The sequence below is a fragment of the Trinickia diaoshuihuensis genome (genome assembly GCF_003390925.1).
GTDB lineage: Bacteria > Pseudomonadota > Gammaproteobacteria > Burkholderiales > Burkholderiaceae > Trinickia > Trinickia diaoshuihuensis.
Genome location: NZ_QUBS01000088.1, coordinates 16,390 through 27,489 on the forward strand (window position 1 = coordinate 16,390; position 11,100 = coordinate 27,489).

An 11,100-nucleotide genomic window follows, 5' to 3' on the forward strand; every position below is an offset into this window, starting at 1 on the left:
TTTCGAGCGGGTTACCGAATCGGCTCGAACGTTCGGGAGCTGATGTAGTTCGGGCGAGGCTGTCCGCCGCTGTGCGGCACGCCAATCTTGTTGTCCATGCTGTTCAAGATGAGCAGCAGTACCCGTCGCTCGTCGAGGCCGAAATTCGGGCCGCTAGCGTGAACGAGGTTGCCGTCCATGATGAAGATGTCACCCGGGTTTCCCCAAATGGTTTCGATCGTGCGGTGTTGGGATAGGCGCTGCAGCGTGTCGAAATCGACGAGGCCGTTGGCTCTCGCGTCGCTCTGGAAGTCGTGCCGCACGGCCTCCTTATGGTCGTCTACGCTGCGATACCACTCCGGGTGCGTAATGTAGTGGTGCGAACCCGGCACCACGCAAAGCGGACCCGTTTCGGTACGCGATGGATCGAGAAAGATGAAGATCGAGATCGCGCGCGGCTCACGCATGCCGTCTTCCCAGTACCAGAACGTGAAATCGGAATGCCAGAAAAATTCGCCGCCGCCCGGGCGTTTATAGTTGACGTGGCATTGATGCACGTAGACGCCGTTGCCGAGAATCTGTTCCGCGATGTCGAGCAGCAGGTCGTTTTTGACGACCTGCTGCGAGATCGTCGGATTCAAATTATGAGCGTCGAACACCGAACGGACGGCCTTGCTATTGCGCTCACGAATGATCGACAAGTGCTCTCCCTCCTTCATGTTGTCGACCTCGGCACGCAATTGCTCGATCAGCGTGGGGCTTAGCACGTTCTTAAGAAGCAAATAGCCGTTTTCAGTGTAGGAGCGCATTTGCTCGTCGCTAAGGGGACCAACGCCATGCCAGACTACGGGTGAGCCTCGATGCTTCATTTCGACGATCTCCGAACAAGTAACGAGCCCGGCCCGACCCTCGGCCAGCGCAGGCTGTCGCGTGGTAACCAGGGATAGCCGGCAGTTCGTCCGCTTGCGCTTTCGCGCCCGCTACCCCGCTTCTTACTGCTTCATTGAACTCAGCAAAGCACGTCGTGCGCAGAGCCGTCTGGTTGCACATCGCGGCGAAGCGAACTTAAAAACAGGTCCACTGACGTATCGAGATAGAAATGGCCACCTGCAAAACGCCGAATATCGAAACTCGCGCGGGTATGCGCGGCCCACCCTTCTAACTCATCGGGAGTCAAGTCGTCGTCGTCGCCGGCGTAGACAGTCACTCCGATCGGCAACGGCGTCGAGGCGTCAGGCTTGTAATGCCGGCATGCAGCGAAGTCGGCACGAGCGATCGGGACGAGTAGCTCGCACATCTGGGCGTCGTTCAGCACTTCGGGCGGCATACCGCCGAGCGCACGCAAGTAATCGATCAATTCGTCGTCAGGCAACGTGTCGGGCGCGATGCGCGTGCGCGGCAGATGAGGCGCGGCACGCCCCGAAACGATCAGATGCCGCGGCAGGGGCTGGTCGCGCGCCTGCAACTGACGGCATGTCTCGTACGCGACGAGACTGCCCATGCTATGCCCGAAAAAGACTGTCGAGCGGCTATCGAGCGGCGCCTGCGACTCTATCCAGTCCTTGGCGATGGCCTCGATCGATGTGGCCAGCGGTTCGCAAAACCGGTGACCATGGCCGGGGTAGCGCACGGCCTCGAACCGCAACGCGCCGTCCACGTAGCTTTGCCACGCCGAAGTGCTCGGCGCCGCCGCACCCGCATGCGGGAAGCAGTAGATCAGGGTCTGGGCATTCATCGTAATCGTTGGGGATCTGTGCCGGGATGACGCTGTCGTGGCCGCTCGCTTAACCGACGGTCTCGTCGACTTGCTCGTCCACGCCGCTCTCGCCGCGGGCGGTCTCGCTCTCGATCAGTGCCTTCACTTCCTCGGCCAACGCACCGACGGTGGGCCGCTCGAACAGCGCACGAAGCGAAGGTTTCACGCCGAAGGCATCCTCGATACGCGCCACGACGCGAATCGCGAGCAGCGAGTGGCCGCCGAGCATGAAGAAGTTGTCGTCTCGCCCCACTCGTTCGACACCAAGCAACGACGAAAAGATTTCCGCGATCGTTTGCTCCGTCGCGGACTCCGGCACGGCGAAGCGACTGCGCAGCAGGCTCTTTTCGAGTGCGGGCAACGCGTTGCGGTCGAGCTTGCCGTTCGGGGTCAATGGAATGGCGTCTAGCGGCACGAAAGCATTGGGAATCAATGCATCGGGCAAGCGTGTCTTCAACTGCGCCACCATGCGCTCGACCGCCGGATCGGATTGGGCCGCGACGAAATACGCGACCAGCCTCTGCTCGTCTCCCTCGCCCTGAACGAGTACCGCCGCCTGTTCGACCTCCGGCAAAGCGTTGAGCGCGGCGACGATCTCGTTGAGTTCCACACGTATGCCGCGCAGCTTGACTTGGAAATCGGTTCGGCCGAGATAATGCAGTTGACCGTCCTCGTCCCAGCGCACGTGATCCCCGGTGCGATAGAGTCGTTCCCCGTCCCCGAATGGATTGGGCACGAAACGTTCGGCAGTCAGGTCGGGACGGCCTAGATAGCCACGTGTGAGACCTGAGCCGCCGATATAGAGCTCTCCCGTGACGCCAATCGGCACCGGGGTCATGTGCTTATCGAGCACATACACACTCGCGTTGGGTAGAGGACGACCGATTGCGACGGCACTGTGCGTCGTGTCGCTCGCCGGGTGCCAGGTCGAGGTCATGGTGCATTCCGTCGGACCATACTGATTCACGACCCGAACCGTGCCTCCCATGGTTGCCTTTACCTTCGACACGAGAGCGGCATCCAAAGGCTCTCCGGATGTGAGTATCTCCTGCAATCGATGAGGCTTGGATTCCGCCGCCGCGGCTTGGCAAAGGACGTGGAGAAAACTAGGCGTGATACTCAACAGCCGGGTAATCCCGTGCTGGACGACCGCGCGCCAATAATGCTCTGCGTCGAGCGTGCCGGCACCGCCAACAAGCACTGCAACGCCACCACTGCCCAGCGGGCCTAGAAAGTCTCGAATCGATGCATCGAAGCCGATCGTCGCCACGTTCAGTACACGATCGTTGGGTGCCAGTGCGTAGTTGGCGTGGATAAACCTCAAATAATTGACCACGCCTCGATGAGGCATCATTACGCCCTTGGGCTGCCCGGTCGACCCGGAGGTGAAGACGACGCAGGCGAGATTGCTCGGTGATAACCGCGGCTCAAGCAGGCCCGCGTGTGCGTCCTCGTCCGGCGCCCGACTGTCAACGTGAAGCCGCTGCAGCCCCGGAGCAACAGCCGGATCGTCGAGCCGATCGCAAGTAACCAGCGCACGAGCACCCGCTTCCGTCACCATGAAATTCGCCCGCTCTCGCGGCAGCGCGGGGTCGAGGGGCAGATAAGCTGCCCCCGCCTTCAAAATACCGAGTATTCCGATCAACAGTTCGGCCGATCGATCGATCCTCAATCCGATCACCATATCCGGTCCGAATCCGGCCTCGCGCAACGACCGCGCAAGCCCATTCGCGCGGCGATCGAGTTCGCCGTAGCTCAGCTCGTGCTCGCCTGCAATAACGGCGACCGCGTTCGGCGTACGTCGCGCCCACCGTTCGAACAAATGATGCAAGAGCGTTTCAGGCTCCTCGTAATCCACACGAGCTCCGCGCCAGTCTTGCAAGATTCGCGTTCTTTCGGCCGCGGCAAGCAGCGGAAGGTCGGCCACTTTGCAGTCCGCATCGACGGCAATGTGTTCGAGCAGCGTTAGCCAATGTTTCACGAGCCGCCTAACCGTCGACGCCTCGAAGAGGTCCGTGGCATACTCGACCGAGCCGCGCAGTAAACCATTCGCTTGCATCACATTCACCGAGATATCCATCTTGGTGGTCGCCTTTGCTCCGCCCACGCTGCTCGCGCGCAACCCCGGCAAATTGAGCTTGCGCTCGGGCAAATTCTGCAAGACGAACAACACTTGGAATACCGGATGCCGCGACATATCGCGCTCCGGCTGAATCGCCGCGATGACGCGATCGAACGGCGCGGCTTGATGCGCGTAGGCGTCGAGCGTCGTCTTGCGAACCCGAGCAAGCAGTTCCTTGAACGTCTGCTCGCCCGAAACGTCGGTGCGCAACGCTACCGTGTTGATGAAAAAACCGATCAGCGGCTCGACTTTCGGATGATTGCGCCCCGCAATCGGCGAGCCGACAACGACGTCGTCTTGCCCGCTCCATTTGCCGAGTACGATCTGCCAGGCGCTCAACAAAACCATGAACAACGTGGCGCCTTCGCGCTGCGCCATCAGCGTCAACGCCGCCACGAGCGGCGCGGGCACCGCCACCCCAATGCTGGCGCCATGCGAACTTTGTACGGCCGGACGCGGCCGGTCAGTCGGCAATTCGAGGCTTGCGGGGGCACCGGCGAGCGCATTGCGCCAATAGGCGAGGTCGCCGGCAAGTCCATCGACGGCAGCGACGCGGCGTTGCCAGATCGCGAAGTCGGCATATTGAATCGGCAGCGGTTCGAGCGGCGAGGCATCGCCGACGACGAATGCACCGTAAAGCGCCGCCATCTCGCGGATCAATACACCGATGGACCATCCGTCCGACACGATGTGATGCAGGACGATTCCAAGTACGTGCACGTCCTGCGCGATCCTGAACAAGCGGAAGCGATAAAGCGCGTCCCGGCCGAGATCGAAAGGTTCATTGGACAACGCACGCATCGCCGCCGTTAGTTCGGTTTCGGCGACTTGCGCCGGCTGCAGCGCAAGCGGCGCCGGAGGATCGACGATTTGGACGCCCTGGCCTTCGTGGCTCGCAAATCGTGTCCGCAGTGCCTCGTGGCGCGCGACGATCTCGCTCAGGGCGCGCTCGAGCGCGGCGATATCCAGTTTGCCTTCGAGTCGTACACCGCCGGAAATGTTGTACGCGCCGCCGGCCATGCCGAGTTGTTCCACGTACCACAACCGCTCTTGCGCAAACGACATCGGAATATGCTCCGGACGCTTTTGCACAGTCAGCGGCTCCGCGGCCAACGCCTTTTTCTTCTTCAGGATTTGCTCGATCAACGCACGCTTCGCTACGGGGTCTTCCGCTCGATTCTCAGGCATCGTCATACGGGCTCTCCACGGGACTGGGCCACGATCTGCCATCGAATCATCGGCGAGTTGCGCGCGCTTGCGCGTCCGCGATGTGCGACGCATTGTACAGATCGGTAAAAAAATATACCGTCCCGCGCGGATTCAAGCAAGCACGACTTCGATTTTTTATACCGATTTGTACTATCTACATTGAATATGACGCGACGCTTTGCGTAGCGGTCAGTTCGACTTGCCGACTATCGTGGGATCGGTATCGGGCCAGTCTCCGCCGATGCTTTTGATCAGCGAGATACGATCGATCGCCGCGGTCGTGACGCTCGCTTCCCAGCGCCTGCGGGCGTCCGCCACCCCGATCGTCCTTCGCGCAAGCGTCAATTCGGTCGCGAGACCGAGGCGGTTTTGCAGCGTCGCGTTCTGCTCTAACTGCGATGCGCGCTGCCAGCGTTGCTTGAGCGCCTCGGCCACTTTGTCGTCGGCGGAGCGCCGCGCAAGCGCATCGTCCACCTCTCGCATGGCGCCCACCACGCTCTCCCTGTATTGAGCCGCCGCCGCATCGTAATCGGCCTGCGCGGAACTTAAGCGGGCACCATTGCGACCCGCATCGAACAGCGTCAGCGCAAGGCTCGGCCCCACCGACCAGACGCGCAGCGGCGCAGCGAGCAAATCGGCGAGCGTCGTGCTTTCGCCCCCGATACTTGCCCCGAGCGAGAAGTCGGGGTAATACGCCGCCTGCGCGACGCCGATCCGCGCGTTGGCGGCTGCCACGCGGCGCTCGGACGCCGCGATGTCGGGCCGGTGTTCAAGCAACGCGGACGGCAGCACCGGCGCGATGTCAGGCAACGTGACGCTATAGTCCGCAACGGGCTCAATCGAAAACGCCGCCGGCGGCAGTGCCAATAACGCGCCCACCGCATGTTCGGCGCGAGCCCTCGCATCTTCCTCTCGCGCAACGCGCGCCTGCGCGGCGGATACGGCGTTCTGCGCCCGCAACACGTCGTCCGCCGTTGCAAGGCCCTGTTCACGCGCGCCTTGGACCATCGCCGCGATGCGCGCATAGGCTTGCTGCTGCGCTCGCAACAATGCAAGTTGACGATCGGCATCGCGTACCAATAAATAGTCTTCGGCCAGTGCGGCGGCGACGCTCAAGCGGATGGCCTCGCCCGTCGCGGCCTCAGCCGCGCTATCGGCTTCGGCCGCTTCGGCGGCTCGACGGTTCTTGCCCCACAAGTCCAGTTCCCAACGCACGTCGGCGCTCGCGCGCACATTGGTTTCCGGGTAATAGATGAACTTCTTGCGTGTGTAGATGTAATCGGGCTCGTTACGCTGTGTCGAACCCGCGCTCAATTGAACGGACGGGTACTGCGCGGTGCGAGTCTGGGCCACGAGCGCACGCGCGCGCGCAACATTGGCGCGCGCAACCGCCAGCGACGTGTTGGCCTCGAGCGCCTGCCGTTCGAGGCGATCCAGCACCGGGTCGCCCCAACGCCGCCACCATGCATCGCTCGACAAACTCGGTTCCGCCGGGCCGTTCGCGCGCATGACCGGCACGTCCGCCCGGTGCGCGGCCGGGCGCCAACGCACATCTTCCTTGAAGCCGGCCGGCAGTGCGATCTCGGGCCGCGTATAGGCGGGGCCCACCGTACAGCCGGCGAACGGCGCGGTCACGAGTAGCAGGGTTGCCCATACGCGCGGAGCGCCGCGCCGTTTAATCGAGCGGAAAAGAGAAATCATGCGCGACTCACGCTAAAACGCGATAACGATCGTTCGAACCGGTGCAGGACGAGGTAGACCACCGGCGTCGAATACAGCGTCAGCAACTGACTGAGCATGAGCCCGCCGATGATCGCCGCGCCCAAAGGGTGACGCAACTCCGATCCCATGCCGGTGCCCAGCGCGAGCGGGATGGCGCCGAACAACGATGCCATCGTCGTCATCAATATCGGCCGGAAACGCAGCGCGGCGGCGCGCGTCACCGCATCGACGGGCGCCATGCCCTGCACGCGCTCGAGTTCGAGCGCGAAGTCGATCATCATGATCGCGTTCTTCATCACGATTCCGATCAGCAACACGATTCCGATCAGCGCCATGACATCGAGGCCGAGCCGGCTAGCCCAGAGCGTCAGCAGCGCGCCGAGCGCGGCGGACGGCAACGTCGACAGAATAGTCAGCGGGTGGATCAAGCTTTCGTACAAGACGCCCAATGTCCCATAGACGACAAACACCGCGGCCAGCACGAGGAAAACCTCATTCGACATCGAGGCAACGAACACCTTCGTCGCCCCCTCGAACGCGATCGATACGTTCGCCGGCACGTCCAAGCGCCGTAGCGCACCGGCGACGTGCGTGAGCGCGACATCCAACGAGCGATTCGCCGCCAAATTGAACGAAACGTCGGCATAGCCGAATTGATCTTTACGCTGCACCGTTAGCGGGACGTCGCGCACCTGCGCGCGCGCAAGCTCCGCCAGAGGCACGACCTGATGAGCGGCACCCGTCGTATAGACGCCGCGCAAGAGCGCATCGGGCGATGCGATCCTTTCTCCCGCGTCCATCACGACGCGATACTGATTCACTTGCGTAAAGATGGTCGATACCTGCCGCTGTCCGAATGCGTCGTACAACGTATCGTCCACCTGCTGTTGGGTCACGCCGAGCCGTGCCTCGGCGGCACGATCGAAGTCGAGGTAAATCTCCGCCCCGCGCTGCGCGGCCGCGCTGTGCACATCCGCGAATACGCGGTCGGCCTGGAGCGTGCCGATGACCTTATCGGTCCATTGCCGGAGCGAAACCGGATCGGCGGACTGAAGGCCTAGCCGATAATCGGTGTCCGATACCTGATCGTCGAACGTCAGATCTTGCACCGGTCGCAGGAATAAACGCGCGCCCGCGAGGTTCGCGTCGGCACTGAGCCGGGCGGCCACCTGCGCGCTCGACGCGTCGCGGCCCTGACGCGGCTTCAGGCGCAAGCGTAGCTTGATTGCGTTCAACGTCGGGTTTTGCGCATCCACGCCGACGAACGAGGAGACCTGCGCAACCGCGGGATCGGCTTGCAGCCGCCGCAAGACCGCATCTTGCGCCAATGCGATTTGCTCGAAAGAATCGCCGGGCTGGGTCAGTGCGATACCGTCTACGAGCCCGGTGTCTTGAGTGGGAAAAAGCCCCTTCGGAATCGCATACAAACTGATCGCGGTGAGGACGGTGGTGACGGCAAGCAGTCCGAGCACGCGCAGCCGATGCTCGACCAGGCCGCTAAGCGATCGCGCATAGGCATCGCTCAACGGTTTGACGATGTCCCATCGCGAGGCGTGGCCGTGCTCGGGCGCGGTCAACATGCGCGCGCAGAGCATGGGCGTGAGCGTGAGCGATACCAGCGCGGAAACGACGATCGCGGCAGCGAGAGTCACGGCGAATTCGCGAAACAGACGACCGAGCAAGTCGCCCATGAACAGCAACGGAATCATCACGGCGATCAGCGCGACCGAAAGCGACACGATCGTAAAGCCGATCTGCCTCGCGCCGGCCACGGCCGCTTGGAAGCGCGACTCGCCGGCTTCGATCAATCGCGTGATGTTCTCGACCACCACGATCGCATCGTCGACGACAAATCCGATCGCAATCGTCAACGCCATCAGGGTGAGGTTGTTCAGGCTGAAGCCGAACGCATAGATAGCCGCCATCGTCCCGATGATGGATACGGGTACGCAAAGCGCGGGAATCAGCGTCGCACCGGGGCTGCGCAGAAAGACGAATACCACGATCACGACGAGCACGATCGAGGTCAGCAGTTCCGCTTCCACATCGGTCACGGACGAGCGAATCGTTTCGGTGCGATCGGTCAACACATCCAATTTGACGCCGGCGGGCAAGCTCGCCGTCAGTTGCGGCAGCAAAGCGCGGATCTGGTCGACGACCTGAATGACGTTCGCGCCAGGCTGGCGCTGGATATTCACGATGACAGCCGGTTTATCGCCGATCCATGCAGCCTGTTGACTGTCTTCCGGTCCGATGCCCGCGTGCGCGATCGAATCCAGCACGATCGGCGAGCCGTTGCGATAGGCAACGACTAAATCGCGGTAGGCAGCGGGACTGAGCATCTGATCGTTGCCGCCGATCGCGTAGGCGTTGAAGCGTCCGTCCAACGTTCCTTTTGCGAGGTTGACATTGGCGGCGGCAATCGCGCGGCGCACGTCCTCGAGCGACTGATTGATGCCGTTCAGTGCAACCATGTCCACCCGTACCCGCATGGCGCGACGTTGACCGCCGGCGAGCGAGACCAGACCGACGCCGCTGATCTGTGACAGTTTTTGCACGATGCGGGTGTCCGCGAAATCCTCGACCTCGGTCAACGGCAGTACGTCCGACGTCAAGCCGAGCGTCAGGACCGGCGGATCGGCGGGGTTGACCTTGCTATAGGCGGGCGGATAAGGAAGGATCGACGGCAGCAAGGTCGCCGCGCTGTTGATAGCCTCCTGCACTTCTTGTTCGGCGACGTCGATCGGTACGGTCAACGCGAACTGCAACGTGATGGTCGAGGCGCCGTTCGAGCTGATCGAATGCATCTGGCTAAGCCCTTGCATCTGGCCCAGGCGGCGCTCGAGCGGCGCGGTCACCGTCGTGCCGACGATCGATGCGCTGGCGCCGGGATAAGGCGTGAATACCTGGATCGTCGGATACTCCACCTCGGGCAGCGCCGAGATCGGCAAAAACCAGTATGCGAGCAAGCCCACCGCCGTAGCGGCGATCATCAAGAGCGCCGTGGCGATCGGCCGCTCGATGAAGACGCGAGACAGGTTCATGGCGTCTTCTCTTCGCTCGCGGGAAGCGAGTCGCCATCGCGCTGCCCCGCCGCCGCTGCCAGGCGCACCGCCACCTCCGTATGCTCGGAGACGCGTGCGGCGCCGTCGGTGATCACCAGATCCCCCGCTTTCAGTTCGCCCGCCGTGACCGGCATTTGTCCATGGCTTTCCGCTCCGAGGCGCACGTGCACCAGCTTGGCCTTATGGTCGCTTCCCACCACGAAGACGTAATCGCCCTTCGTGCCATGCAGCACGGCGTGGGACGGCACAACGGGGACCTGTTTGAGTAACCCGATGCGTAGGCGCGCATGCACGAATTCGCCCGGACGCAACGTTTCCTCGCTGTTCGGAAAAACGGCCTTCAATTTGATCGTGCCGCTCGCTTGGTCGACGACATTGTCGATTGCCTCCATCGCTCCGGTCGCAAGCACCCGCGTGTCGTCCGCATCGAGCGCGGAAACCGGTGCATCGGGGTGGCTCTGTATCGCGGCCACGACGCGAGCGATATCTTTCTGCGGAACGGTAAAAAGCACCGCGATCGGCGACATGCCCACGATCGTGACGATCCCGCCCGCGTCGTTCGTCTGTACGAGATTGCCGACGTCGACCTGGCGCAATCCCGCAACACCGGTCGCGGGCGAGCGAATCGTGCAATAGTCGAGCCGAACGCGCGCTTGCTCCAGCGCACCTTCATCGGCCAGCACCGCGGCCTTTTCTTGCGCGACCGTCGCCGCTTGCGTGTCGATGCGCTGCTGCGTCACGGTGCCGGTATCTTGCGCGCCGCGATACCGTGTCAAATCGCGTTCGGCGTTGGCCAGCAGCACGCGGTCGCGCTCGAGCCGGCCGGCCGCCTGTTTCACTCGCCCCCTAAGATAACGAGAGTCCAATTCCACCAGCACATCGTTCGCGCGAACGCGCTGCCCTTCTTTGAACCGTATCGCCACGATCTGACCGTCTACTTGCGGCCGAACCGTCACCGTCTGCATCGACACGACGGTGCCGAGCCCGGACACATAGACGGGCACATCCTTTAGAGCGACCGCCACCGCCTCCACCGGTACCGCGGGGGGCGGCAAGTCGGCCGGCCTCGTGTTTTGCGCGAGGTATAGACCGGCTCCAGCCAATACGGCCAATACAGCTAACACCACGTATCTTTTTTTCATCGGCGCACAAAATTTTTGTGGATTGACGCGGCGACAGCCGCTGGCGTTGCCGTGTATCGAGTCGCTCGCCCGTTAACGGACGAGTGCCCAAACTCGATGACCGAC

Annotated in this window: 6 protein-coding genes; all 6 read right to left on the bottom strand. The window is 62.5% G+C overall.

What is annotated here, in order from left to right; genetic code table 11:
- Window positions 1-11 precede the first annotated feature (11 nt).
- The 6 genes from DXT59_RS26335 to DXT59_RS26360 all read right to left on the bottom strand — a co-directional run bounded on the left by DXT59_RS26335 (window position 12) and on the right by DXT59_RS26360 (window position 10,995).
- Entirely contained in the window at window positions 12-788 is a 777-nt protein-coding gene (locus DXT59_RS26335) for a phytanoyl-CoA dioxygenase family protein (protein WP_240324687.1), read from the bottom strand.
- Between the two features lie 200 nt (window positions 789-988).
- The gene (locus tag DXT59_RS26340; protein WP_116140826.1) at window positions 989-1,714 is read right to left on the bottom strand and encodes a thioesterase II family protein; all 726 of its coding nucleotides are present in this window, start codon (window positions 1,712-1,714) and stop codon (window positions 989-991) included.
- 49 nt (window positions 1,715-1,763) lie between these two features.
- Window positions 1,764-5,051, bottom strand: coding sequence for a non-ribosomal peptide synthetase (locus tag DXT59_RS26345; protein ID WP_162878252.1), 3,288 nt, complete (start codon window positions 5,049-5,051; stop codon window positions 1,764-1,766).
- Between the two features lie 204 nt (window positions 5,052-5,255).
- Window positions 5,256-6,767, bottom strand: a complete 1,512-nt coding sequence (locus DXT59_RS26350; protein WP_116140830.1) for an efflux transporter outer membrane subunit — start codon at window positions 6,765-6,767, stop codon at window positions 5,256-5,258.
- The gene (locus DXT59_RS26355; protein WP_116140832.1) at window positions 6,764-9,832 is read right to left on the bottom strand and encodes an efflux RND transporter permease subunit; all 3,069 of its coding nucleotides are present in this window, start codon (window positions 9,830-9,832) and stop codon (window positions 6,764-6,766) included. Before DXT59_RS26355 ends, DXT59_RS26350 begins: the two co-directional genes overlap by 4 nt.
- The gene (locus tag DXT59_RS26360) at window positions 9,829-10,995 is read right to left on the bottom strand and encodes an efflux RND transporter periplasmic adaptor subunit (RefSeq protein WP_116140834.1); all 1,167 of its coding nucleotides are present in this window, start codon (window positions 10,993-10,995) and stop codon (window positions 9,829-9,831) included. The genes DXT59_RS26355 and DXT59_RS26360 overlap by 4 nt, the downstream gene beginning before the upstream one ends.
- Window positions 10,996-11,100 lie beyond the last annotated feature (105 nt).

Coding starts and splice junctions, on each gene's coding strand:
- DXT59_RS26335 (WP_240324687.1), bottom strand. CDS start 788: ATGCGCTCCTACACTGAAAACGGCTATTTGCTTCTTAAGAACGTGCTA.
- DXT59_RS26340 (WP_116140826.1), bottom strand. CDS start 1,714: ATGAATGCCCAGACCCTGATCTACTGCTTCCCGCATGCGGGTGCGGCG.
- DXT59_RS26345 (WP_162878252.1), bottom strand. CDS start 5,051: ATGACGATGCCTGAGAATCGAGCGGAAGACCCCGTAGCGAAGCGTGCG.
- DXT59_RS26350 (WP_116140830.1), bottom strand. CDS start 6,767: ATGATTTCTCTTTTCCGCTCGATTAAACGGCGCGGCGCTCCGCGCGTA.
- DXT59_RS26355 (WP_116140832.1), bottom strand. CDS start 9,832: ATGAACCTGTCTCGCGTCTTCATCGAGCGGCCGATCGCCACGGCGCTC.
- DXT59_RS26360 (WP_116140834.1), bottom strand. CDS start 10,995: ATGAAAAAAAGATACGTGGTGTTAGCTGTATTGGCCGTATTGGCTGGA.